The following is a 24000-nucleotide window of genomic DNA, read 5'->3' as shown; positions in this document are numbered from 1 at the left end:
GAGCCCGGGACTAGCCCGGGCATGCCGGCGCGGGGCACACCGTGCCAATGTCATCAGACGTGATGCTGGACTGGGGCGATTTGAGATGCTGGAAAAGGCAGAGGGCACCGCAGAGCTCATCAAGGTCGAGTTCGACAATTTCGAGCACGGGTTTCCGGAAGGTTTTGGCCCGGGCCGGTGGGGCACGCTTGCCTACTGGATCGGCATCGCCTTTGCGACCTTCCAGCTCTATGTCGCAGCCTTCAACTATCTGCCGAGCCAGGTGGTGCGCGGCGTCCATGTCGGCTTCCTGGTCCTGCTTACCTTTGGCCTGATCGCCAACTTCACCGCGAAGAGCAATTTTGGCCGCTCGCTCGGCTGGGTGGTCGGCGCTGCCGGTTTCTTCTGCGGCCTCTATCAGTGGATCTTCTACGCGGACCTGATCGCGCGTGACGGCGATCCGACCAGGCTCGACCTCGCCGTCGGCACGCTGCTCGCAGTCCTGATCTTCGAGGGCACGCGGCGGCTGATGGGCGCAGCGCTGCCGCTGATGTGTGGCGCCTGCCTCGTCTACTGGTTCTTCGGACAATATCTGCCGTCGCCGCTGAACCATCGCGGCTACGATTTCGACCAGATCGTCACGCATCTCTCCTACGGCACCGAAGGCTTTTACGGCGTGCCGATCTACGTCTCGGCGACCTACATCTTCCTGTTCATCCTGTTCGGCTCGTTCCTGGAACGTGCCGGCATGATCCAGCTCTTCACCGACGTCTCGCTCGGCCTGTTCGGCCGCACCCGCGGCGGGCCGGCGAAGGTCGCGGTGTTTGCGTCGGGCATGATGGGCACGATCTCCGGCTCCGGCGTCGCCAACGTCGTCACCGTCGGCCAGTTCACGATTCCCTTGATGATCAGGTTCGGCTACCGCCGCGCGTTTGCGGCGGGCGTCGAGGCGACGGCCTCGATGGGCGGGCAGATCATGCCGCCGGTGATGGGCGCGGTCGCCTTCATCATGGCGGAGACGCTCGGCGTCCAATATTCGGAAATCGTCAAGGCGGCTGCGATCCCTGCGGTGCTCTATTTCGCCTCCGCGTTCTGGATGGTGCATCTCGAAGCCGGCAAGCACGGTCTCACCGGCATGAAGCGCTCGGAGACGCCGAGTGCCTGGAACGCGCTGGTGAAGGGCTGGTACCTCGTGTTGCCGCTCGCAGCGCTCGTCTACATGCTGTTCGAGGGCTTTACCCCGCTCTATGCCGGCAGCATGGGCCTTGCGCTGACGGTGGGGCTGATCCTGGGCACCAGCATCGCGACCGGCGCTTCCTCCATGCTGATCCGCTATATCTTCTGGATCGGGCTCGCGCTCGTCGTCGCTGCGCTGTCGCATGACGGTCTGAAGATCGTGCCGGTCGGCTGCGTCGTCATCGCGCTGATTCTCATCACGGCCTTTGTTCGTGGCGGTGTGGCGGCGCTGCGCTCATGCCGCGACTCGCTCGCCGAAAGCGCAAAGTCCGCGATCACGGTCGGCATGGCCTGCGCCATCGTCGGCGTCATCATCGGCATGATGTCGCAGACCGGCGTCGGCACCATCTTCGGCGGCTGGGTGATCGGGCTCGGCGAGAAGAGCCTGTTCCTGGCACTGATCATGACCATGCTGCTGTCGATCTTGCTCGGCACCGGCATCCCGACGATCCCGACCTACATCATCACCGCCGCGCTCGCAGCGCCTGCGTTGGCGAAACTCGGCGTGCCCCTGATCGCGAGCCACATGTTCGCGTTCTATTACGGCATCATGGCCGACCTCTCGCCACCCGTCGCGCTCGCAGCGCTCGCAGCCGCGCCGATCGCGAAGGAGAATCCGGACAAGATCGGCTGGGAGGCGATGCGGATCGCGCTCGCCGGTTACGTCATCCCCTTCATCTTCGTCTACTCGCCGGCCTTGATGCTGCAGGCTGGCGATCCCATGGCGGCGAAGCTCGGCTTCTATGGCGCGGTGACGCTCGCGACCTTCAAGGCGCTGGTGGCGATCGCGCTGTTCGGCATGGTCGCGATCGGCTTCCTGTTCACGCGGCTGACGCTGCTCGAGCGCGTCGTCGCGTTCGGGGCAGCAATGTGCCTGCTCGGCGACTTCCCATTCAGCGACACCGCCGGCTTGATCCTCTCGGCGGCAATCGTACTCTGGCAATGGCGGCAGCGTCCGCCGGCTGTGGTCGAGGCGGTGTGAGCCTCTGCTTCGCAACAGCAGGAGCCGTGAAAGCGCTCGCGCTGTCCGCGTTCACGCTTGTCTGGACGCATTCGATCGCGAAGGTCGACTGGCAGGAAGACTGGCGCGTCACGCCGGCGGGTCTCGAACTGGTGCAGGCCCGCGTCAAGGGCACCGGCCCCGGCATGGAGCCGCCGCCCGAGGCGCGGCTCGTCGACGGTTGGTTTCAATGGCAGCCTGCGCGCGCGCCGATGCCTGAGGTCGTGCTCGGCAATTCCGGCGCCGCCCGGGAATGGCGGTTATGCCATGACGGCGCGTGTCAGACGCTTTCGGCGATTGTCGGCCATCCCATTGGTGCTAATTTCACCAAGATGAGCATCTGCGAAGAGCCTTCGGGTTGGTGAGACCGAACCGGCGGGCGTGCGATGTTGTCAGCAAAAGAAAGTATCCCATGACGTCGGAACGTTGGAGTACGTCCGTTGACGAACTGGTCCGCACATTTCGCGCAGGTCTGATTGCATTGATCCCGATAGCAGAACGAGCGCGAATGCAATGGAAAGAGCCCAACAACTACGACGATTGGGACTTGATTTCAGCGGTCCTATTCGAGTCGATCGTCTCACGCTCGCTGGCGGAATCATCCGAATGGAACAGATTCGATGCAATTCTGGGTTATGACAATCGAACAGCTTCGTATCTCGAAGGGAGCTTTCTGGCAGCCAAAGATGAACCTTCATGCGCTTTTGTTTGTTTTGAGACGGATTCTTCTCCTTTCGACACGTGCCTTTTTGCACGGCTAAACACATCAAACGCGGTGGTTGGATTGGAGCGCCGATCTATCGAAGTTGTGGAATTTGTCCTCTCCGGGCGGTCAGGTGACGTCGTCACGATAGTTGATACAGTCCGTATTCTACTTTGATTGTTGCCGGAAAACAAAAGGGAGAACACGCGATGGACCGGCTCAAAGGCAAAGTTGCGATGGTGGTGGGCGCCGGCTCGATCGGGCCCGGCTGGGGCAACGGCAAGGCGACCGCGGTGACCTTTGCGCGCGAGGGCGCGCAGGTGCTTTGCGTCGACCGCAACGGCGCCGCCGCCGAGGAGACCGCGAAGATCATCACGGACGAGGGCGGTAAGGCGACGCCGTTCACAGCCGACGTGTCGCGGCCTGCCGAGATCGAGGCGATGGTCGCTGCGTGCCTCAAGGCCTACGGCCGCATCGACGTGCTCGACAACAATGTCGGCATCGCAGAGATGGGCAGCGTGGTCGAGGTCACCGAGGAGAGCTGGGACCGCGTCTTCAGCGTCAACCTCAAGAGCGCTTATTTTGCCATGAAGCACGTCATTCCTGTCATGGCTCAGCAGGGCGGCGGGTCGATCATCAACATCTCCTCGATCGCCTCGATCCGCCACATGGGAATCTCCTACGTCACTTACGGCACCTCGAAAGCCGCGATGAACCAGATGACGCGCACCACCGCGATCGAGTTCGCGCGGCACCATGTGCGCGTGAACGCGATCCTGCCCGGCCTGATGAAAACGCCGATGGTGGAGCATTCCGCCGGCCTCGCCAACAGCTACGCCAAGGGTGATGTGGAAGCGATGTGGCGCGCCCGCGATGCGCAGGTGCCGATGGGCCACATGGGCGACGCCTTCGATGTCGCCAACGCCGCGCTGTTCCTGGCGTCGGACGAGTCGAAATATGTGACGGGGATCGAGCTCGTGGTCGACGGCGGGATCACCTGCAAGGCGGGGGCGTAGGCATCGGAGTTAGCCCCCTGCGCTCAATTCCGCCCGATCGAGCTCTTCTTCGATCCGGTGAAACGCGTCGTCACCGATCACCTCGGTGGTGCGCAGGTTGAAGATCGATTTGCGCGCGGCTTCGATGGCGCGGCGGCGCAGCGGATCGGCGGGGAGTTCGCCGTTGGCGATGCCGCCGTGCGGATCGTCGTCGGCCTGCATCAGGATGGCGCGGTATTCGAGCCGCAGGATTTCGGCCTCCTCGGACGGATCGTCCTCGATCGCGTCGAGCGCGGCGCGATAGGCGATGGCGCGTGCGCGCGCGACCTCGATGCCGACGGGATCGTCGTCCTTGAGGCCGAAGGCGAGGATCAGCGGCCGCAGCGTCAGGCCCTGGATGATCAGCGAGCCCAGCACCACCGCGAAGGCGATGAAGACGATGAAGTCGCGATAGGGGAAGTTCTCCGGCAGTGCAAAGGCAGTCGCGAGCGTGACGAGGCCGCGCATGCCGCACCAGGAGATGATGAGGCCGCCCTTCGGTGAGGCGACCTGCTTCGGGTCCTTCGGGTGATAGATGCCGCGCGCGATCAGCACGCGCAGGGTGGTGCGGTAGAACGTGATCCAGAGCAACCGCACCAGGACGACCGTGAGCAGGATCCAGGCGGCTGCCACGCAATATTCCCAGCGCACGTCGGCGTCCAGTTTCGTCCAGATCGGCCGCATCTGCATGCCGATCAGCATGAAGGCGAGCACGTTGAGCACGAACACCATGGTCTCCTACACCGCATAGGACGGCACCCGCAGCCGCGCCGGGATACGGGCCGGCGCCGTTTGCGCGACGGTGATGGCGTAAACGACGATGGTGAGGATGCCGGAGAGGCCGAGATGCTCGGCGGCGATCCAGACCATGAAGGTGGTGGCGAACTGCATGATGATCGCACTCGGCACCTCCCTCACGCGCTCCATAATGGGCGGGATGATGCGCCCGGCGAGAAGACCGGCCAGCACGCTGCCGACCAGTCCGAGCGCGATCGTCGGCGCAACCTCGCTCCACTTCAGGTGCTCCATGACCACCGCGCCGACGGCGATGCGATAGATCAGGAGCGCAGTGGCGTCGTTGAGCAGGCTCTCGCCTTCCAGCACCTTGACCATGCGGTAGGGCAGCTTGACCTGGCTCAGGATCGCGACCGCGGCCGCGGCATCCGGCGGCGCAACGATGGCGCCGAGCGCCACCGCGGCGGCCCAGGGCATGTCCGGGAACAGCCGGTGCGCAACAAAGGCCACGCCCACCGTGGTCAGGCCGACGGCTGCGACCACCAGGGTCGCGACCGGGACCCAGTTGTTGCGGAGATCGCGCAAGGATGTGTCGAAGGCGGCGTCCAGGAGCACCGGTGCGACAAAAAGCGCCAACGCCAGGTCCGGCTCCAGCGCCCATGTCGGGCTGTTCGGCACGAAGGCGATAGCCGCGCCGCCGATGGCGAGAAAGGTCGGGTAGGGGACCTTGATCCGCCGCGCCAGCGCCGATAATGCAACGGCGCCGAGCAGAAGCGCGATGATCCATTCGAATGTCGACACGACGATCCCCGAAACCGATGTGAGCAGTGCCACAAGCTAGCACCAATCCGGCCGTATGATGGACAGTACGGTCTCAAGGCAAGCCCCCGAAGACAAGACTTTCCGACTGCAGCGAGCATGCGTTTTCAAAAACTTCTTCAACTGTCCGGAGCCGTGTTGCTCTCAGCGCTCTCGCTCGGTGCCGCTCGGGCCGCGACCGGGGGCGAGCCGGCGGCCGTCGCGCAGATCGACGTTGCATTCTGTCTGGCCGCGACGGCTGCCGACGACATGGACAAGGCAGGCCCGGCCTGTGCCGCCGTCATCGACAACGAGAAGACGGCAAAACCTGATCTGATCAAGGCGCTGATCGCGCGCGGGGCGCTGCTGGCGCGGCATGACCAGATCGACCGGGCTATCGCCGACGACAGCCGTGCGTTGTTGCTCGATCCGGCGCTTGCCGACGTCTTCAATGCGCGCGGTGAGCTCTGGCTGAAGAAAGGCGACAAGCCGAAGGCGGTGCAGGATTTTGGCGCGGCGCTCCGGATCGATCCGAATCACGAAAAAGCCAAGGCTAATCACAAGGCGATCGCGCGCGAGCTCGAGCGGATCGGCGCGCAGATGGCGGTCGCCGGCAAGCCCAGCTTCAATTGCGCGGGCGCGCGCCGCCCGGTCGAGAAGGCGATCTGCGGAAACCGCGAGCTCGCGGATCTCGATAGGGAGGTTTATGCCGCCAATGCGCGCGTGCTGCGCGAGGCGCGCAACGATGGGGAGACGAAGAAACTGCAGCGCGAGCAGGATGATTATGTTGCGCGTCGCAATGCCGGGTTCGGCCGGCCGGCATATGATTTGAAGAAGGCCATGCAGGAGCGCTTGCAGCGGCTCAATGGGGTGGACGGGTATTGATCGCAAGATCAGCCTGAGCTGTTCGCACACGGAAAGTGCGCTCCCTCTCCTGCTTGCGGGGAGGGCTGGGGTGGGGCTGCCTCCGCGGTGAGACTCTCCAAGTGGAGAGAGCCCCCACCCGGCGCTGCGCGCCGACCTCCCCCGCGAGCGGGAGAGGTTAACCGAGCCCGTGGCCCGACTTGAACCGAACTTCAGCCCGCCGCGACAACGGTGAGAACCCGATGTCACGGAGCCTTCCCCATGTGCGGCACGCGTTCTTCCGCGCAAATGTTCCCGTTTGCAAAAACCTCCCTTCGCACCTTTCTTCTCGGTGCGGCGGTTGGCCTTGTCCTCGCCGCCCCGGCATCCGCCGCTGATTGCGTGATGGGCAGCAAGGCGGCCCCGGCGGAAATCATCTCGGCGTGCAGCGCCGTCATCGACCAGGCCTCGAACCCAGGTTCCGATCGCGTCGCGGCGCTGCTGGTTCGGGCCGATGCCAATGCACGGACCTCCGGCGGTCTCACGCAGGCGCTGCGGGACATCGACCGCGCCATCGCGCTCGATGGCAAGAACGCGCGCGCCTGGCGCCTGCGCGGCGATTTGTTGCGCGAGGCGGGCGGCGATCTCAACCGCGCCACGTCCGATCTCAGCAAGGCGATCGAGCTCGATCCGCAGGATGCGGAGGCCTACGAGCTGCGCGGCGTGGCCTACACCAACCAGCGCCGGCTCGACCGGGCGCTTGCCGATTACGACAAGGCGATCAAGCTGAAGCCGGATTATGCGCAGGCCTGGTCTGACCGCGGCGCGACCTATTATCTCAACGGCGACAACGACAAGGCGGTGAGCGATCTCAGCGAGGCGTTGCGGCTCGATCCGAACCGGGCGCGCAGCTACACCAATCGCGGCGCGGCCTACAAGAAGCTTGGCCTGCTCGACAAGTCGATTGCCGACGACAGCGAGGCGATCAGGCTCGATCCGAAAGTTCCGGAATCTTACGACAATCGCGGGCTCTCCTATGCCGCGATGAAAGATTACGACAAGGCGATCGCCGATTACGACCAGGCGCTGCGGCTGGCGCCGCGACCGAACTTCTTCACCAATCGCGGCGATTCCTACCAGTTCAAGGCCGAGTTCGGCGCAGCGCTGAGCGACTATAATGACGCCCTGAAGCTCGATCCGAATTTCGCCAAGACCTACAACAACCGCGCCGTGCTCTACACGAAAATGGGCGACCGCAAGAAGGCGCTGGCCGACTACGAGACGGCGCTGCGGCTCGACCCCGGCAACATCAACGCCGCGGACGGCCGCCGTACCATGATGGCGGAGATCGCGAAGTTCGGCGCCGAGCCCGCGCAGCCGTTGGCGGCGAATTCCGGCAACGGCCCGTCATTCGATTGCGCCTCCGCCAAGCGCGAGGTGGAGAAGGTGATCTGCGCCGATCCGCAGCTTGGCATGCTCGACCGCCAGCTCGCCGAGGCTTACGACCGGGCGCTGAAATCGATCAGCCGGCGCTCGGCCGCCGATCTGCGCAAATCCCAGCACGATTTCCTCGCCACCCGCGACGCCAGCTTCCGCCGCCCCGGCTACGATCTGAAGAAGGTCATGCAGGACCGCTTGCAGCGGCTGAATGCGATGGAGGGCTAGGCGGGGTTCTTCGCCTCTCCCCGTAAGAACGGGGAGAGGGAGACGATGCGTTCTTTTCAGCTTGAACCGCGGCCCGTTCCCGGGAGAATAGCCTCCAAACAAGGCCGGCACTTGATCCCTGTCATGACGGGGCTGACGTCGCCGGCCGATAAAGGGAACGGGAGCGCGGGAATGAACGTCCAAGGGAAGAGTCTCTATCACGAGGTCCATGCGCGCTCGCTGACCGACCCTGCGGGCTTTTGGGCCGAGACGGCGAAGGAGATCGACTGGATCGAGCCGCCGAAGACAATCTTCGATGCCACGCAAGGCGTTTACGGCCGCTGGTTTACGGGCGGCATCGTCAACACCTGCTACAACGCGCTCGACCGCCACGTCGAACGCGGCCGCGCCGACCAGGTCGCGCTGATCCATGATTCGCCGCTGACCAATTCGGTGACCAAATTCACTTATGCCGAGCTGCTGGCCGAGGTGCAGGCGCTCGCTGCCATCATGCAGGATTTTGGCGTCGCCAAGGGTGACCGCGTCATCCTCTATATGCCGATGGTGCCGGAGGCCGTGGTTGCGATGCTCGCCTGCGCGCGCATCGGTGCGGTGCATTCGGTGGTGTTCGGCGGCTTTGCCGCAAAAGAGCTTGCGACCCGCATCGACGATGCGCAGCCAAAACTCATTCTGTCCGCAAGCTGCGGCATCGAGCCCGGCCGCATCGTGCAGTACAAGCCGCTGCTCGACGAGGCGATCAAGCTCGCATCCGCCAAGCCGAAGGCCTGCATCGTGCTGCAGCGTCCGCAGCTCGTCTGCGACCTCACGCCAAAGCGCGACTATGACTGGGCGAGCCTCCGCCGCAAGGCGATGAACGACGGCAAGAAAGCACCTTGCGTGCCCGTTGCCGCGACCGATCCGCTCTACATTCTCTACACGTCAGGCACGACCGGTGTTCCCAAGGGCGTCGTGCGCGACAATGGCGGGCATCTGGTCGCGGTGAAATGGTCGATGTTCAATCTCTATGGCGTCAAGCCGGGCGAGGTCTGGTGGTGCGGCTCCGACATCGGCTGGGTGGTCGGCCACAGCTACATCATCTACGGCCCGCTGCTGCACGGCGCGACCTCGATCATGTATGAGGGCAAGCCGGTCGGCACGCCCGATGCCGGCGCATTCTGGCGCGTGATCAGCCAGCACAAGGCGGTCGCCTTCTTCACCGCGCCGACCGCGTTCCGCGCCATCAGGAAAGAGGATCCGGAAGGCAAGTTCATCCGGCAGTACGATCTGTCGAAGTTCCGCACGCTGTTCCTCGCGGGCGAGCGCGCCGATCCGCCGACGGTGGAATGGGCGGAGCAGCAGCTGAAGGTGCCTGTGATCGATCATTGGTGGCAGACCGAGACCGGCTGGTGCATCGCCGGCAATCCGGTGGGCCTGGGCCAGCTGCCGGTGAAGCATGGCTCGCCGACGGTGCCGATGCCGGGCTATCAGGTCGATGTGGTCGACGAAGCGGCAAAGCCCGTCGCTCCCAACACCATGGGCTCGATCGTCATCAAGCTGCCGATGCCGCCGGGCTGCCTGCCGACGCTGTGGAATCAGGACGAGCGCTTCAAGGAAGCTTACCTCACCGAATTCCCCGGCTACTACAAGACCTCGGATGCCGGCTACAAGGACGAGGACGGCTATGTCTTCGTCATGGGCCGCACCGACGACATCATCAATGTCGCCGGCCACAGGCTTTCCACCGGCGGCATGGAGGAGATTCTGGCTTCGCATCCCGACGTCGCCGAATGCGCCGTGCTCGGCGTCAAGGACGCGATCAAGGGCGAGGTGCCCTGCGGCTTCCTGGTGCTGAAAGCCGGCGTGAAGCGGCAGCCCAGCGAAATCGAGAAGGAGATCGTCGCACTTGTGCGCGACCGTCTCGGCCCCGTCGCCGCCTTCAAGCTCGCCATCACCGTCGGCCGCCTGCCCAAGACACGCTCGGGAAAGATCCTGCGCGGCACCATCAAGAAGATCGCCGACGGCGAGGCCTGGACCATGCCTGCGACGATCGAGGACCCCAAGGTGCTCGACGAGATCGGGGAGGCGCTGAAGGGGCGGGTGTGAGGGGCAGATGAGGCTTGAAGTGGCCGCATTTTTCCGCTCAACCCTCGTCCGGAGAAGCGCGCCCGGCGCGCGTCTCGAAGGATGAAAGGCCCCGCTATGAAGTCGAAGTCGTTCCTTGCGATTGTGTTTGCGGGCCTCGCTCTCTCCGCCTGCTCGGCGCGTTACCAGACGCCGACGTCGATGGGCGGTGACGACGACGATGCGGTGTGCCAGAGCCGCGGCCTCGCGGTCGGTTCGCCGGAATATGTGGCCTGCCGCAAGGATCGCGACGTCCAGCGCAGCGCTGCCACCTCACGCGCCGATCGTCGCCAGCGCGATCTCGGCGAATACATGCTGAACCATCCCGACCGGCCGTAGGCGAGGCTTCTTTCGCCATTGCCGAGATAGAGCTCCCAAAAACAAAAACGCGGCGGGTTTTCCCGCCGCGTTTGCATGAGATGATGAATGAAAGCGAGGACTACTCCTCCTCTTCCTCGTGCTTCTTGCCGCCCAGCGTCTTGAGCTTGGCGAACACGGCGTCGACGTTGAGGTCGTCGCTCGACTTCTCCGACGTCTCGTACTCGTCCTTCTTGGTGGTCTCGGAGGCCGGCAGCAGGGTGGCGCCGCCATAGGCTGCGTCGATCGGCTTTTCCTTGGCCGCGCGCGCCACTTCGAAATCGAGCTCGATCTGCGAGCAGAGGCCGAGGGTGACCGGGTCGATCGGGGTCAGCTGGGAGGTGTTCCAGTGGGTGCGGTCGCGGACGCTGGCGATCGTGCTCTTGGTGGTGCCGACCAGGCGCATGACCTGGGCGTCCTTGAGCTCCGGATGGCTGCGCAGCAGCCAGAGGATGGCGCTGGGGCGCTCGTGGCGGCGCGACACCGGGGTATAGCGCGGGCCCTTGCGCTTGGGCTGGGGCGGCAGCACGACCTTGCTCTCCTGGAGGCGGAGCCGGAAGTCCGGGTTGTTCTCGCCCCGCTCGATCTCCTCGCGGGTCAACTGGCCGTTGGAAATCGGGTCCATGCCCTTGATGCCCTGCGCGGCGTCACCGTCGGCGATCGCGCGCACCTCGAGGGGGTGCATCTTGGTGAAATCGGCGACCTGGTCGAAGGTCAGCGCGGTGTTGTCGAGCAGCCAGACGGCGGTCGCCTTGGGCATCAGAGGTGCGTTGCTCATGGCAAATCTCCTTTGTGCTTCGCCCACCCCTTTTGGAGGCGAAACCGGTGGTCATCAGCGATGACAGGGAATTCGCGCTATATAAGCCCGGAGGGGGTAGCCACGCAATGGTTCTGCTATAGATAGTGCCTTGACAGCGCCCGAAAGGGGGGCCAATTCCCTCTCAAGTCGCTATAAAGTCCAAGCCGACCGTTTTAGGCCCTTTTCCATCCATCGACCGTCCCCCGCCAGAAGGCGAATGGGTGATTCGGTCCCAGGATCACTCAATGTCAGCCAAACCAGACCTCAAGTTAGTGCTTTGTTCTCCCCGCGGCTTCTGCGCCGGCGTGGTCCGGGCGATCGACACCGTGGAACGGGCGCTCGATAAATACGGTGCCCCCGTCTACGTTCGCCATGAGATTGTGCACAACAAATATGTCGTCGACGGGTTGAAGAAGAAGGGCGCCATCTTCGTCGAGGAGCTGGCCGAAATCCCGGAGAACACCACAGCCCCGGTCGTGTTCTCGGCCCATGGCGTGCCGAAGTCGGTTCCGGCCGACGCCACGTCCCGCAATTTGTTCTCGCTCGATGCGACCTGTCCGCTGGTGACCAAGGTGCACCGCGAGGCCGCGATCCACTTCAAGCGCGGCCGCGAGATCTTCCTGATCGGCCACTCGCATCATCCCGAAGTGGTCGGCACGCTCGGCCAGCTGCCGGTCGGCGCCGTCACCCTGATCGAGACCGCCGAGGACGCCAAGACCATCGCTCCGAAGGACCCGAACAATCTGGCCTTCGTGACCCAGACCACGCTGTCGATCGACGACACCGCCGAGATCGTGGCGCTGCTCAAGGAGCGCTTCCCGAACATCAACGGGCCGCACAAGGAAGACATCTGCTACGCCACCACCAACCGCCAGCTCGCGGTGAAGAAGGTTGCGCCGGTGGTCGACGCGCTCATTGTTGTCGGTGCCCCCAATTCGTCAAACTCGCAGCGCCTGCGCGAGGTTGCCGAGCGCGAAGGCTGCAAGGTTGCGGTGCTGGCGCAGCGCGCCGCCGACCTCGACTGGACGCGGTTCGAAAACATCACCAGCCTCGGCATCACCGCGGGCGCGTCGGCGCCGGAGGTGATCGTCGAGGAGATCATGGACGCGTTCGCCGAGCGCTACACGCTGCATGTGGAGACGGTCTCTGCCGCGGAAGAGAACGAGTTCTTCCCGCTGCCGCGCCAGGTGCGCCCCGAAGCCGCCGCCGAGTAGACTTTTATGGCGGTCTACACCGACGTTGCCGCCGACGAGCTTGCGGATTTCCTGAGGCAATACGATCTCGGCGAGTTGCTCTCCTACAAGGGCATCGCCGAGGGCGTCGAGAACACCAATTTCCTGCTGCACACCACCAGCGGCTCGTTCATCCTCACGCTCTATGAGAAGCGCGTGGCGAAGAACGATCTGCCGTTCTTCCTCGCGCTGATGACGCATCTCGCCGAGCACGGCCTCAGCTGTCCGCTGCCGGTGAAGGCGAAAGACGGCGAGGCGCTGCACGAGCTACAGGGACGGCCCGCCGCGATCATCACTTTTCTCGAAGGCATCTGGCCGCGCAAGCCGAACGCGACGCATTGCGCCGGCGTCGGTGAGGGCCTCGCCCGGATGCATCTGGCCGGCGAGAACTTTGCGATCAAGCGTGCCAACGCGCTGTCGGTCGCTGGCTGGCGGCCGCTGTTCGATGCCGCGGCGAACCGCGCCGACGAGGTGCAGCCGGGCCTGCGCGCGTTTCTCGCCGCCGAGCTCGACTATCTCTCCGGTGGCGTCTGGCCGACCAATCTGCCGGAAGGCGTGATCCACGCCGACCTCTTCAATGACAATGTCTTCTTCCTCGGCGACAAGCTCTCGGGCATCATCGACTTCACCTTTGCCTGCAACGACATGCTGGCCTACGACGTCGCGATCTGCCTCAACGCCTGGTGTTTCGAGCCGGATCATTCCTTCAACGTCACCAAGGCGCGCGCCTTCCTCAACGCCTATGGGCGGGTGCGGAAGCTCTCCGAGGCGGAGGAGGCTGCGCTGCCGCTGCTGGCGCGCGGCGCCGCGATCCGCTTCCTGCTGACGCGGCTGGTCGACTGGCTCAATGTGCCGCCGGGCGCGCTGGTCAAGCCGAAAGATCCGCTGGAATATTTCCGCAAGCTGCGCTTCCACCAGAGCGTCTCCAGCGTGCGCGATTATGGGCTGATGCCGTCAGGACTGGTCGCGTGAGCGAGCTTCCCAATGTCACGATCTATACCGACGGCGCCTGCTCGGGAAATCCCGGGCCCGGCGGCTGGGGCGCGATCCTGAAGTTCGGCGACAAGGAAAAAGAGCTGAACGGCGGCGAGCGCCACACCACCAACAACCAGATGGAATTGATGGCGGCGATCTCGGCGCTCGAAGCGCTGAAGAAGCCATGCACCGTCGATCTCTACACCGACAGCCAATATGTCCGGCAGGGCATCACCGGCTGGATCCACGGCTGGAAGCGCAACGGCTGGCGCACCGCCGACAAGAAGCCGGTCAAGAACGTCGAGCTATGGCAGCGCCTCGACGCCGCGCTGAAGGCGCATGACGTGCGCTGGCACTGGGTGAAGGGCCACGCCGGGCATCCGGAGAACGAGCGGGCGGATCAACTCGCGCGCGACGGCATCGTCAAGGCGCGGACGCAGCAGCGGGTGGCGGAGTAGGTGTCATTCCGGGGCGCCCGAAGGGCGAGCCCGGAATCCATTCCTCTACGCGTTCTAACGCGAGATGGATTCCGGGCTCGCGCTGCGCACGCCCCGGAATGACGAGAGTATTACAGCTGCCCCAGCAGCGTATCGCCGCCGGACACCTCGACCTTGCCGGGCATCGCTTCGAGGTTCAGCTTCTTGACCACGCCGTCCTCGACCAGCATCGAATAGCGCTTGGAGCGGATGCCGAGGCCGTTGCCGGAGGCATCGAGCTCCATGCCGATCGCCTTGGCGAAGTCGGCATTGCCGTCGGCGAGGAAGATCGCCTCGTCGCGCTGGTCGGTGTCGCGCTTCCAGGCGTTCATGACGAAGGCGTCGTTGACCGAGACGATCGCGATGGTGTCGATACCCTTGTCCTTCATCGCATAGGCGTTGAGGAAGATGCTCGGCAGATGCATCTTGTGGCAGGTGCCGGTGTAGGCGCCGGGCACCGCGAACAGCGCCACCTTCTTGCCCTTGAAGATATCGTCGGTGGTCTTCACCTGCGGGCCTTCCGCCGTCATCACGCGGAATTTCGCCTCGGGCAGCTTGTCGCCAGTCTGGATCGCCATCGTCAGTCTCCCTGAAAATCGGTAGGGCTTTTTAGACCGTGGCGCGGGACTGCACAACATTGCGGGCGAGGGAAGCTGAGGGGCCGGCGGCCCTTCACCGTTATGTCATCAGCCCGCAAAACCGCCGTTGTCGAGGAAAGCCTGCTCCTCTGCGGTGGTGTCGCGGCACAGCAGGCCGTTGCGGTGGGGGAAGCGGCCGAACCGCTGGATGATGTCGGCGTGCTCCCGGGCGTATTTCAGGTTTTCCGTATTGTCGGTGTTTTCAAACAGCGCAATGCAATGCAGCTGGTCGGCCAGATGCTCGGAATGCATGAAGGGCATGTAGAGGAACTCGAGCAGGATGGGATCGATCCTGCGGTCGGCGCCCCGTGCGATGGCACGGCGAGCGACGTCCCGCGCAAGCGCGTCGCTGGCGAAAGCTTCCGGCGTACCTCGGAAGATGTTGCGTGGAAACTGGTCGAGCACGATGACGAGCGCGAGCGCGCCGTCGTCGCTGTCTTCCCATGACGCCAGCGCGCCGGCGGCCGCCTTCTGCCAGAGCGCGAGAAAGCGGTGCCGGACCTCGGCATCGAAGGCGTCGTTGCGCTTGTACCAGCGCTCGCGACCGGCCTCGCGCCAGAAGGCGAGAATGCCGGCCGGTGTCACGTCGTGGGTCTCTGACATCAGCAAAAGACGGCTTAAGCCGCCTGAGCCTTCTTTTCGTCGCGCAGTTCGCGACGCAGGATCTTGCCGACATTGGTCTTGGGCAGATCTGTGCGGAATTCGATCTGCTTGGGCACTTTGTAGCCGGTGAGCTGCTCGCGGCAGAACTTGATGACGTCCTCCGGCGTGAGGTTCGGGTCCTTCTTGACCACGAAGGCCTTCACCGCTTCGCCGGACCCGCTGTCGGGAACGCCGATCACCGCGCATTCCAGCACGCCCGGATGGCTCGCGATCACTTCCTCGATCTCGTTCGGATAGACGTTGAAGCCGGAGACCAGGATCATGTCCTTCTTGCGATCGACGATCTTGGTGTAGCCCTTCTCGTCCATGATGCCGATGTCGCCGGTGCGGAAATAGCCGTCCGCGGTCATGACCTTCGCAGTCTCCTCCGGCCTGTTCCAGTAGCCCGACATCACCTGCGGGCCCTTGGCGCAGATCTCGCCGGCCTGGCCGAGCGGGACCTCGTTGCCGTCGTCGTCGCGGATCGAGATCCAGGTCGAGGGCACGGGAATGCCGATCGATCCCGAGAATTCGGTCGTGGTCGCGGGATTGCAGGTCAGCGTCGGCGAGGTCTCCGACAAGCCGTAGCCTTCGGCGATGAAGCAGCCGGTCACGTTTTTCCACTGCTCGGCCACCGGGCGCTGCACCGCCATGCCGCCGCCGTTCGAGATTTTCAGCTTCGAGAAGTCGAGCTTCTTGAAATCGGGATGGTGCATCAAGCCGTTGTAGAGTGTGTTCACCGCCGGGAAGCTGTTGACCTGGTATTTTGCGAGCTCCTTGACGAAGCCCGCGATGTCGCGCGGGTTCGGGATCAGGAGATTGCAGCCGCCGGCGCGCACCGCGAGCAGGTAGCAGGCCGTCAGTGCGAAGATGTGATAGAGCGGCAGCGCACACACAATCATGAGCTGATCGACATGGGGCGGCGCAGCCATCGCCGGCTGCAGCCACGCGTCGTTCTGCAGCACGTTGGCGACGATGTTGCGGTGGAGCAGCGTGGCGCCCTTGGAGACGCCGGTGGTGCCACCGGTATATTGCAGGAAAGCGACGTCGCCGGGCGAGAGCTTGGGCTTGTTGAAGGTCTGGCCACGGCCGGCCGAGATCGCATCGTTGAACGAGACCGCGCCGGGCAGCGACCAGGCCGGCACCATTTTCTTCACGCGGCGGACGACGAGGTTGACGATCACGCCCTTGAAGCCGAGCAGATCGCCCATGCTGGCGACGATGACGTGCTTGACCTGCGTCTTCGCGATCACCTGCTCGACCGTGTGAGCAAAGTTCTCCAGCACGATGACGGCTTCGGCGCCGGAATCCTTGAGCTGATGCTCGAGCTCGCGCGGGGTGTAGAGCGGATTGACGTTGACCACGGCAAAGCCGGCGCGCAGCACCGCGGCGGTGGCGACCGGATATTGCAGCACGTTCGGCATCATGATCGCGACACGCGCACCGCGCTGCAGGCCGCGTCCCTGCAGGTAAGCAGCGAGCGCCAGCGACATCTGGTCGAGGTCGCGATAGCTGATCGCCTTGTCCATGCAGATGAACGCCTTGCGATCGGCGAACTTCGCAAAACTCTCCTCGAGGAGGTCGACCAGCGATGCGTATTGCGTCGGCTCGATATCAGCGGGCACGCCGGGCGGATATTGCTTGAGCCAGATGCGCTCCATGGAAACTCCCCTCTCTCACACCAGAGCCCGTTGTGTCTCGGGCTTGCCTCATTGCCGGCAGTATCGAGCCTGCCGGAACGGCTGGCAAGCGGTCGAGGCTTAGGCAAAGGCCGGGGAGCTGGCTACTGGAATCGTCACAAATCGCTGCCGCAGGTGCGAAGTGCGGGCGCTGCCCGGGGGGCCTGGAGCGTCAACCTAGCTGTTGTTTGGCGCGGGCTTCGGCGCAGGCTTGGTCGCCGCCTTGGGCTTGGCGGGCTTGGCAGCCTGATCGCCGCTCGCCGCCGGCTTGTCCGCTACAGGCTTGGCCGCGGCATGCTTGCTCGCCGTCGGCTTTGCCGCAGTTTTGGCATCGCTCTTGGTGTCAGTCTTGGCATCGGTCCTGGCAATGCTCTTGGAAGCAGCGTCAGGCTTGGCGGTCGCCGGCTTCGCCGCGGCCGTTTTGGCGTCGCTGCCGGTCTCGGGCTTCTTGGCGACGCGCGACTTCTTGCCACGCGCCTTTGGCGGGGTCTGCTGGTCGGCGTCGGCTGCGACCGCCGCGACGAGGGCCGCGCCGGTTCGGGGCGGGCCGGTATAGACCACCACGGGCTCTGCGGCTGCAGGCGCCGAGGCCATCAGCTCGGACGCCTTCATCAGCGGCGGCTGGAGGCCTGCGGTAAAGAACGTCACCTGGGCTTCGCCGCCGGTGGCAGAACCGCTCGTGCCGCCGCCGTTGGTCGCGATCAGCGCATCGTCGTCGTCGCTGGCGGGCCGCTTGCGGTGACCACCGCACATCTCCTCGCGCAGGTTCGGCGGCGAGGCGTCGACCGGAACGAGGTTCTCGACGGTGCCGAGCGAGGGCCGCAGCCACGACAGACTATCCTGGCTGAAGCCGCGCTCGAGCAGTTGCGCCGCCTTCACCGCGCGTGCGGTGCCTGAGTTGGCGCCGAGCACCACCGCGATCAGGCGGCGGCCGTTGCGCGTGGCGGATGCGACGAGGTTGTAGCCGGAGGCGCAGATGAAGCCGGTCTTGAAACCGTCGGCGCCGGGATAGCGGCCGATCAGCTTGTTGAAATTGCCGGTAACGCGCTTGCCGAAGCGAATCGCCGGGATGTGCACGAAGTACTCATATTCCGGCAGGTCGCGCAGGAACGAACGGGCGAGAATGCCGAGGTCGCGTGCCGAGGTGACGTGTCCGTCCGCGGGCAGGCCGTTCGGGTTGACGTAGTTCGTCTGCGTCATGCCGAGCTTCTTCGCGGTGTCGTTCATCATCACGGAGAAGCCGTCGATCGAGCCGCCGATGCCTTCGGCCAGCACCACGGCCATGTCGTTCGCCGACTTGACCATCATCATCTTCAGCGCATTGTCGACGGTGAGCTGTGTTCCCGGACGGAGGCCCATCTTCGAGGGCGATTGCGAGGCGGCCGTCGGCGACACCGTCAGCATCGAGTCGAGCGTGATCTTGCCGTCCTTCACCGCCTTCAGCGTCACATAGGCGGTCATGATCTTGGTGACCGAGGCCGGATACCAGGGAATGGTCGCGTTTTCGGCTTGCAGCACCTTGCCGCTGTCGGCTTCGATCAGGAGCAGCGCTTCCGCGTTTGCGACGCGCGGTGCGAGCAGCGCAGCGACGGCGAGAGCCGCAGCGAACAGGTTAAACAGGGGCTTGCGAAGCAGCGGGCGAAAGGCGTGCACTATCCGATTCCGGTCCTTGGAGATCCGCCGGGTCCGGTCGGAATCTCGTGATCTCTGTTCGGTTCTGAAATCCAGCGCCGCCGCTCGCGGCAGCGCAAACCTATACCGGCTCTTGCGTCGAGAATAGGGGCTTCGGCCGGGTATTCCGCAATGAAATAGGCCGAATTTCGACGGTGCCACGGGGGCTTGTTAAGGGGCTTGCTAAGGCGACCTGCTAAGGCGACTTGGCGGCAGACGCAGCGGCCTCGGCGGCACCGACACTGGCCTTTTGATGTTCCTGCACCATGAACTGGGCCCTGGCGAGCTCGGCAAAATGGCCGCCTTTTGCCACGAGTTCATCGAAAGTTCCGCTTTCGGTCACCCGTCCGTTCTCGAACACCAGGATCCGCGTGGCATTGCGGATGGTGGAAAGGCGGTGGGCGATCACGAAGGTGGTGCGGCCCTTCATCACTTCATCGAGAGCGGCGTTCACCTTGGCCTCGGTGACGGCATCGAGCGCGCTGGTTGCTTCGTCCAGGATCAGGATCGGCGGGTCTTTCAGCAGCGCACGGGCGATCGACAGTCGCTGCCGCTCGCCGCCTGAGAGCATGCGGCCACGCTCGCCGGCATTGGTTTCGAAGCCGCCGCTGCGATCGATGAATTCGAGCGCCTGCGCGCGCTCGGCCGCCTTGCGCATCTCGGCCTCGGTCGCATCCGGCTTGCCGACACGCAAATTCTCCGCGATCGAGCGGTTGAACAGCAGCGCTTCCTGGAACACGACGCCGATGTTCCGTCGCAGCGATGTCAGCGTGACGCCGCGCACGTCCATGCCGTCGATCCTGATGATGCCGGATTGCGGATCGAACGCGCGATGCAAGAGCGCGATCGCGGTCGATTTGCCGGCGCCGGTCGGGCCGACCAGCGCGATGGTCTGGCCGGGCAGCGCGGTGAAGGAGATATCCTCGATCGCCGGCCGCTTGCCGTCATAGGAGAAGGTGACGTCGTTGAACTCGACGAGGCCGGAGAGCCGGCCCGCATCGATCGCGTCAGGCCGGTCGTGCACCGCAGGCACCGCGTCGAGCACGTTGAAGAATTCGCGCAGGCGCGGGGCTTCCATGAACACGTTGTTGATGAAGCTCACGACCTGCTCGAGCTTCTGGATCAGCAGCGTCGCGAAGCTCACGAACATCACGATCTCGCCGACAGAGGTCAGTCCCTGGTCGTGCAGTGCGATGCCGAGGGTGAAGATCGCGAGCACGGTGATGGTGGTGGAGGCGCGCGTAATCACGGTGACGAGCGCCCACCATGACAGCACCGGCATTTGCGCCGCGAGCAGCTGGTCGGCGATGGAGCGCAGGCCCTTCACCTCGGACTCGATGCGCACGAAGCTCTGCACCAGCGCGACGTTGCCGAGTGCGTCGGAGGCGCGCGCGGAGAGCTCGCTGTACTGCTCCTCGACCGCCATCTGCATGCCGAAGGTCTTGCGCACGACGAAGGTCGTCAGCGCGGTGAAGACGACGCAGAGCACGAACAGCAGGATCGCGAGCCGCCAGTTCAGGTATAGCGACAGCGGCAGCAGCACCACGACCGACAGGATCGCCGCAAAGTGCTCGCGGAAGAAGCCGAGCCAGAGCCGCCACAGCGCGTCCGTGCCGTTGAGCATCACCTTCATCAGCCGGCCCGAATGGGTGCCGGAATGGAAGGTCAGCGGCAGTTGCAGAATGTGCTCGAAATAGCTGGTCAGCACCGCCTGGCGCTGGCGGTGCGAGAGCCGGTCGGCCTGCAAGGCCACGAGGGCGCTGCAGCCGATGGTGAACAGTCCGAACGCGACCCATGCCATCAGGAATGGCCAGGCCGAGCTGGAGCCTGCCACCGTCTTGCCGGAGAGCACGTCGACGATCCGGCCGAACAGCACCGGCTCGGCGAATTGTGAACCCGCCAGCAGGAGATTGGCGAACGCCAGCAGCCAGCCAAGGCGCGCCTCCTTGCCGAGCAGCTCGAGAACGCGGGTGTAGAGGCGGAGGATGGGCATGCGGGCGAAGAACTCGGCGGTCACGGAGCCGATATTCTAAGCAGGGATTGGCCGCGAGATACAGCGGAAGCTGCCGGTTTTGCTCAATTGATGAGCCGGCTTTCGACCGGCGGCAGGAACCGGTCGTCGAAGATGTCGTCCGCCGCCGGACGCTTGCGGAATCTGAAATCCTCCGCGATCTCGTCGATCGAACGGTCCAGGCGCGCCGGGTCGACGCCGCCGAGGCCGTTGCGGCGGACCTCGTCGGTGAGGATGTTGTCGGCGAGCACCGAGCGCAGGCGCGCGAGCTCGAGGTCGCGGTCGCCGTCCTCGATGCGGCCGGCGGCCTCGTCCGCCGCGCGCGCCGGCTCCTTCGCAGTGGCGTTGATGCCCGCAATCAGCGCGCGGACAAAACCCTTCAGCGCATCCGGCTTTGCCGTGGCGAAGGCGGGATTGGCGACGACCGCAAAACCGTAGGCCTCGCAGCCATAGTCGGCATAACGCAGCACGGCGAGATCGTCGGCCGGCACGCCGCGGTCGCGCAAATTCACGGCCGAGAGATAGGAGAAGCCGGCGACGGCGTCGACCTGCCCTGCCGACAATACCGGCTCGCGCACCGCCGCGCTCATCTTGAAGAATTTCAAATGCGCGACGTCGATGCGGTTCTGCCGCGCCAACGCCGGCCACAGCCGAATCGACAGATCGCTGTCGGCGACACCGACAGTCTTGCCGTCGAGATCAGAGAGCAGATGGATGCCGCGGCTCTTGCGGGCGACGATCGCGTAGGGCGCGCGGTTGAACAGCACGAACACCGCCTTGATAGGTGGCGCATCGGCCTTGTCGCGAAAACGAATGAGCTCGTTGATGTCGACGAGCGCGAGCTCGCTATCGCCTTTGGCAACGCGCGCAAGTGCCTCCGGCGAGCCGGCTGCGCTGTTGAAGGAGACGTTGAGGTGCTCGGCGCCGAACCTGCCGTCCTTTGCGGCCATGAAGAACGGCGCCATGCTCGCATCGACCGGGCGGTCGAAGCTGAAATGGATCGCCACAGACGGCGCGGCGGTCTCGGCCGCATGGACGTCCCGTGCGGCAAGCACGATCGAGAAGACCAGCAGGCAGTGAGAGACGATCGCCTTGAATCCAACCATCGGTCGCGCCGGTTCCGCATTGTTGTGGTTTCGTGACGCTCGCAGCGCCGGCTGCGGGCAAGTCTGATCGCGTCAACCTGAACGACAGATGAGCGGTGGTTGCGTCACGATCACGCAGCCCCATTCATCTTCCGTTGGGGTTGGGGAACCCAACATGGGCTGCGGGTGTTTGAAAGACATGAGCCTGTCTCGAGGCACCAATGACGGTCCCAAGGAGGGTCCAAGCGATGTTTGACCGATTTTCGAAATTTGCCGGCCGCAAGGCCGTTCTCGCCACCGCCGCGGTGCTGGCGCTGACCACCGTCGCCCCCACCGCATCGTTCGCGGGCGGCCGCCACTGGCATGGTGGCGGCGGCGCGGCCTTTGCCGGCGCGGCCATTGCCGGCGCCATCGGCACCGGTCTTGCGATCGCCGCGACCCGCGATGCGTACGCCTATGATGCCCCGGCCTATTACGGCGGCGGTCCGGTCTACTACGATGAAGGTCCGGTCTATTACGGTGGCCCGAGCTATCGCTACAGCAACAGTCGCGAATACCCGGGCAATGGCAGTGTCGGTCGCGACCCCTTTGCCAGTTGCAGCCGAGGCGGCGCGGGTTGCTGGTAATTCGTTGACCACGACAGGCCGGCGCGCTTGCCGCGCCGGCCTTTCTTTTGCTCTTATGATCAGGCGTTAACGCCTCTTGCATTGGTTTAGAGTATTTTTTCAGGACGATGAGTGATTCGCTTGAACGGCTATATCTGGCTGTGCTCGCGGCCAGGGACCTCGATCCGGCAACATCGCGTACTGCCCGGCTGTTTCAGCGTGGGCCCTCCAAAATGGCGAAGAAGCTGGCCGAAGAGGCGATCGAGGTCGTGATCGATGCGGTCAACGGCGACACCGAGGCGGTGGTCCGGGAAAGCGCCGATCTGCTCTATAATCTCACCGTGCTCTGGGCTTCCGCCGGCGTGCGCCCCGAAGACGTCTGGCGTGAGATGTCGCGGCGTGAGGATATGCTGGGCATTGCCGAAAAGCTGCCGAAGTCGCCGATGAAACTGCCCAAAGTCGCGTCACCGCGCATCTCTGCCCGGCGTCCAATTGTCGCGATCGAGGGCCGCGCGGCGCGCAAACGGCACTAAACGTTCACAAAACTCACGGTGGACAAATCCGTCCCATGGTGCTTCATCGCGGCGCCATGCTGAAACGTATCTACGACTGGTGCATCGACGCCGCCCACAAGCCTTACGCGCTCTGGATCATGGGGGCCGTGGCTTTCGCCGAAAGCTCCTTCTTTCCCGTTCCCCCGGACGTGATGCTGATCCCGATGTCGCTGGCACGCCCGCAGCGCGCCTGGCTCTACGCCGCGATCTGCACGGTCACCTCGGTGGTCGGCGGTCTGCTCGGCTACGCCATCGGCGCGCTGCTGTTCGACTCGGTCGGTCATTGGCTGATCCAGGCCTACGGCCTCGGCGACAAGGTCGATGCTTTCCGCGCCTCCTACGCGGAGTGGGGCGCCGTGATCATCCTGCTCAAGGGCCTGACGCCGATCCCCTACAAGCTCGTCACGATCACTTCGGGCTTTGCCGGCTACAACCTCGTTCTTTTCATCCTGTGCTCGATCGTCGCGCGCGGCGGGCGCTTCTTCATCGTGGCGATCCTGCTCAACCGCTACGGCGACTGGATCCGGCACAAGCTCGAGGAGCATCTCGGCCTATGGGTGGCGCTCGGCGCCGCCGTACTGGTGCTCGGCTTCGTGGTGGCGATCAAGCTGATTTAAGCTCGCGCTTTGCCCCCGCGCCGGCTTCGGCTACGGTTGTCCCTATGATGGCTCGATCCGGAAATCCGGCGGTGCAGCTCGGGACGCTGATCTCAGCGGTGCTGCTGCTCCTGCCCGGTGCCGGTGGGACCGGGTGGGCCCAATCGGCGCCGCCGTCACTCGGCTTGCAGGAGCAGGGGCCGCAGGCCGGGCCGCCGCCCTCGACGGCCGCACCTTCGGAAAACCCCGGGCTGATCAATGAAATGGGCAAGCTGTTCGACAAGCTGCCCTCGATTCTGCCGCCGATCAAAAGCCCGAGCGAGACCATGAACGATCTGTCGCGCCTGGCGCGGCCGTCCAGCATGGTGTCGGGGCGCGTGGCCTGTCCGGTCTCGCCAAGCGGCGGCCCGGACTGCAAGCTCGCGGCCGATCAACTCTGCCAGGGCAAGGGCTACAAGGAAGGCAGGAGCCTGAACACCGATTCCGCCGAGAAGTGCTCGGCCAGGGTTCTCATTCCGGGCAGGCAACGCAAACCGGATGATTGCCGCACCGATACCGTCGTTACCAGCGCGCTGTGCCAGAACTGA

22 protein-coding genes and 1 pseudogene are annotated in these 24000 nt (G+C 64.5%); 15 read left to right on the top strand and 8 right to left on the bottom strand.

Translation table 11 applies throughout. The features are described 5' to 3' along the window. The first annotated feature begins 85 nt into the window (after nucleotides 1-85). The 4 genes from K3F49_RS23295 to K3F49_RS23280 are packed head-to-tail and all read left to right on the top strand — an operon-like array spanning nucleotide 86 to nucleotide 3934. Nucleotides 86-2197: a TRAP transporter permease gene (locus K3F49_RS23295; RefSeq protein WP_234683284.1), complete on the top strand. Its 2112-nt coding sequence runs from the start codon at nucleotides 86-88 to the stop codon at nucleotides 2195-2197. Beyond that, the gene (locus K3F49_RS23290; RefSeq protein ID WP_234683283.1) at nucleotides 2158-2580 is read left to right on the top strand and encodes a DUF1850 domain-containing protein; all 423 of its coding nucleotides are present in this window, start codon (nucleotides 2158-2160) and stop codon (nucleotides 2578-2580) included. Before K3F49_RS23295 ends, K3F49_RS23290 begins: the two co-directional genes overlap by 40 nt. Nucleotides 2581-2627: 47 nt before the next feature. Next, nucleotides 2628-3095 carry a hypothetical protein gene (locus K3F49_RS23285; RefSeq protein WP_234683282.1) on the top strand — a complete coding sequence of 156 codons (468 nt, stop codon included), beginning with the start codon at nucleotides 2628-2630 and terminating at the stop codon, nucleotides 3093-3095. A 32-nt stretch (nucleotides 3096-3127) separates the two neighbouring features. Beyond that, on the top strand, nucleotides 3128-3934 hold the full coding sequence (locus tag K3F49_RS23280; RefSeq protein WP_234683281.1) for an SDR family NAD(P)-dependent oxidoreductase: 807 nt from the start codon (nucleotides 3128-3130) through the stop codon (nucleotides 3932-3934). A 9-nt stretch (nucleotides 3935-3943) separates the two neighbouring features. On the opposite strand, the pseudogene K3F49_RS23275 reads toward K3F49_RS23280, so the two are convergent. After that, nucleotides 3944-5521: pseudogene (locus K3F49_RS23275) on the bottom strand (cation:proton antiporter). An 84-nt stretch (nucleotides 5522-5605) separates the two neighbouring features. Between K3F49_RS23275 and K3F49_RS23270 the strand changes: the two are divergent. The 4 genes from K3F49_RS23270 to K3F49_RS23255 all read left to right on the top strand — a co-directional run bounded on the left by K3F49_RS23270 (nucleotide 5606) and on the right by K3F49_RS23255 (nucleotide 10432). Then, entirely contained in the window at nucleotides 5606-6370 is a 765-nt protein-coding gene (locus tag K3F49_RS23270) for a tetratricopeptide repeat protein (protein WP_234683280.1), read from the top strand. A gap of 240 nt (nucleotides 6371-6610) precedes the next feature. Next, nucleotides 6611-7993 (top strand): tetratricopeptide repeat protein, encoded by a 1383-nt coding sequence (locus K3F49_RS23265; protein WP_234683279.1) that lies wholly within the window; start codon nucleotides 6611-6613, stop codon nucleotides 7991-7993. Nucleotides 7994-8164: 171 nt separating this feature from the next. Further along, complete coding sequence (locus K3F49_RS23260; protein WP_234683278.1) at nucleotides 8165-10075, top strand: propionyl-CoA synthetase; 1911 nt, start codon at nucleotides 8165-8167, stop codon at nucleotides 10073-10075. 96 nt (nucleotides 10076-10171) lie between these two features. Continuing rightward, nucleotides 10172-10432 (top strand): hypothetical protein, encoded by a 261-nt coding sequence (locus tag K3F49_RS23255; protein ID WP_234683277.1) that lies wholly within the window; start codon nucleotides 10172-10174, stop codon nucleotides 10430-10432. A 100-nt stretch (nucleotides 10433-10532) separates the two neighbouring features. Here K3F49_RS23255 and K3F49_RS23250 read toward each other — a convergent pair whose 3' ends face one another. After that, entirely contained in the window at nucleotides 10533-11228 is a 696-nt protein-coding gene (locus tag K3F49_RS23250; protein WP_234683276.1) for a DUF1013 domain-containing protein, read from the bottom strand. Between the two features lie 266 nt (nucleotides 11229-11494). Here K3F49_RS23250 and ispH point away from each other — a divergent pair, with 266 nt between their 5' ends. Genes ispH through rnhA form a run of 3 tightly spaced genes read left to right on the top strand, consistent with a single transcriptional unit; the run spans nucleotide 11495 to nucleotide 13914 of the window. Further along, nucleotides 11495-12463 (top strand): 4-hydroxy-3-methylbut-2-enyl diphosphate reductase, encoded by a 969-nt coding sequence (ispH, locus tag K3F49_RS23245; RefSeq protein WP_148749947.1) that lies wholly within the window; start codon nucleotides 11495-11497, stop codon nucleotides 12461-12463. Between the two features lie 6 nt (nucleotides 12464-12469). After that, nucleotides 12470-13453: a homoserine kinase gene (locus tag K3F49_RS23240; protein ID WP_234683275.1), complete on the top strand. Its 984-nt coding sequence runs from the start codon at nucleotides 12470-12472 to the stop codon at nucleotides 13451-13453. Next, nucleotides 13450-13914 carry a ribonuclease HI gene (gene rnhA / locus K3F49_RS23235; RefSeq protein ID WP_234683274.1) on the top strand — a complete coding sequence of 155 codons (465 nt, stop codon included), beginning with the start codon at nucleotides 13450-13452 and terminating at the stop codon, nucleotides 13912-13914. Before K3F49_RS23240 ends, rnhA begins: the two co-directional genes overlap by 4 nt. A gap of 110 nt (nucleotides 13915-14024) precedes the next feature. Here the strand turns inward: rnhA and K3F49_RS23230 are convergent, their stop codons facing one another. The 6 genes from K3F49_RS23230 to K3F49_RS23205 all read right to left on the bottom strand — a co-directional run bounded on the left by K3F49_RS23230 (nucleotide 14025) and on the right by K3F49_RS23205 (nucleotide 21679). Next, nucleotides 14025-14510, bottom strand: coding sequence for a peroxiredoxin (locus K3F49_RS23230; RefSeq protein ID WP_234683273.1), 486 nt, complete (start codon nucleotides 14508-14510; stop codon nucleotides 14025-14027). A 108-nt stretch (nucleotides 14511-14618) separates the two neighbouring features. Beyond that, nucleotides 14619-15173 (bottom strand): DUF924 family protein, encoded by a 555-nt coding sequence (locus K3F49_RS23225; protein ID WP_234683272.1) that lies wholly within the window; start codon nucleotides 15171-15173, stop codon nucleotides 14619-14621. 14 nt (nucleotides 15174-15187) lie between these two features. Next, complete coding sequence (locus K3F49_RS23220; RefSeq protein WP_234683271.1) at nucleotides 15188-16873, bottom strand: long-chain fatty acid--CoA ligase; 1686 nt, start codon at nucleotides 16871-16873, stop codon at nucleotides 15188-15190. 195 nt (nucleotides 16874-17068) lie between these two features. Continuing rightward, nucleotides 17069-18544, bottom strand: a complete 1476-nt coding sequence (locus tag K3F49_RS23215) for a D-alanyl-D-alanine carboxypeptidase family protein (RefSeq protein ID WP_234683270.1) — start codon at nucleotides 18542-18544, stop codon at nucleotides 17069-17071. Nucleotides 18545-18758: 214 nt separating this feature from the next. Further along, nucleotides 18759-20555, bottom strand: coding sequence for a glucan ABC transporter ATP-binding protein/ permease (locus K3F49_RS23210; protein WP_234683463.1), 1797 nt, complete (start codon nucleotides 20553-20555; stop codon nucleotides 18759-18761). Nucleotides 20556-20638: 83 nt separating this feature from the next. Continuing rightward, complete coding sequence (locus K3F49_RS23205) at nucleotides 20639-21679, bottom strand: ABC transporter substrate-binding protein (protein WP_234683269.1); 1041 nt, start codon at nucleotides 21677-21679, stop codon at nucleotides 20639-20641. A 227-nt stretch (nucleotides 21680-21906) separates the two neighbouring features. On the opposite strand from K3F49_RS23205, the gene K3F49_RS23200 reads away from it, so the two are divergent. The 4 genes from K3F49_RS23200 to K3F49_RS23185 all read left to right on the top strand — a co-directional run bounded on the left by K3F49_RS23200 (nucleotide 21907) and on the right by K3F49_RS23185 (nucleotide 24000). Next, the gene (locus K3F49_RS23200) at nucleotides 21907-22284 is read left to right on the top strand and encodes a hypothetical protein (protein ID WP_234683268.1); all 378 of its coding nucleotides are present in this window, start codon (nucleotides 21907-21909) and stop codon (nucleotides 22282-22284) included. A 107-nt stretch (nucleotides 22285-22391) separates the two neighbouring features. Beyond that, a complete protein-coding gene (hisE, locus tag K3F49_RS23195; RefSeq protein WP_234683267.1) occupies nucleotides 22392-22796 on the top strand; it encodes a phosphoribosyl-ATP diphosphatase in 405 nt (134 codons plus the stop codon). A gap of 35 nt (nucleotides 22797-22831) precedes the next feature. Next, nucleotides 22832-23434, top strand: a complete 603-nt coding sequence (locus tag K3F49_RS23190; RefSeq protein WP_234683266.1) for a YqaA family protein — start codon at nucleotides 22832-22834, stop codon at nucleotides 23432-23434. A 44-nt stretch (nucleotides 23435-23478) separates the two neighbouring features. Beyond that, nucleotides 23479-24000 (top strand): hypothetical protein, encoded by a 522-nt coding sequence (locus tag K3F49_RS23185; protein ID WP_234683265.1) that lies wholly within the window; start codon nucleotides 23479-23481, stop codon nucleotides 23998-24000.

This window comes from Bradyrhizobium monzae, assembly GCF_021458635.1.
Classification (GTDB): Bacteria; Pseudomonadota; Alphaproteobacteria; order Rhizobiales; family Xanthobacteraceae; genus Bradyrhizobium.
Note: the sequence above shows the minus strand (reverse complement) of the source record. Positions and strands in the feature narration are given on the sequence as shown.